Origin of the sequence: Psychrobacter pasteurii, assembly GCF_900162815.1 — a bacterium.
Classification (GTDB): Bacteria; Pseudomonadota; Gammaproteobacteria; order Pseudomonadales; family Moraxellaceae; genus Psychrobacter; species Psychrobacter pasteurii.
This window is the reverse complement of sequence record NZ_FUGD01000200.1, coordinates 1-467: the sequence shown is the minus strand read 5'-3', so window position 1 is coordinate 467 and position 467 is coordinate 1. Positions and strand designations below refer to the sequence as shown.

The window sequence follows — 467 nt, the reverse complement described above, 5'->3', positions numbered from 1 at the left end:
ACCTCAAATGGTGACAAGCTAACTATTAAGCAAACGCAAAAATGGGCGAATAAATTAGCAGTAGCCCAGCGTGCTAAGAATAAAAAGCGTGTCAAAGCAATCCACGCTAAAATTAAAAACACAAGATTAGACTTAATTCATAAATTTACCACCAAGCTTGTTAAAGATAACAGCTTAATTGTAGTTGGTGATGTTAAATCACGCTCATTTACAACTAAAAAAACCAAGCTAGCTAAATCAACGTATGATGCCGGGTGGTTTGAACTTAAACGACAACTGGAATATAAATGCAAGCATGCAGGTTGTCAGTTTGAGATGGTAAATGAGAGTTACACTACCCAGACCTGCTCGTGCTGCCATAAAATAAGTGATAGTAGTCCAAAAGGTAGAGCAGGCTTGCGAATAAGAGGATGGGCTTGTGCTGAGTGTGGCACATGGCATGATAGAGATATCAATGCTGCTAAGAA

The 467-nt window shown here is 39.0% G+C and carries 1 protein-coding gene; it reads left to right on the top strand.

Annotated features, from left to right (window positions below; all coding sequences use genetic code 11):
* The coding region (locus A1232T_RS13385; RefSeq protein WP_143514019.1) for an RNA-guided endonuclease InsQ/TnpB family protein at positions 1 to 467 on the top strand (467 nt) is incomplete at both ends.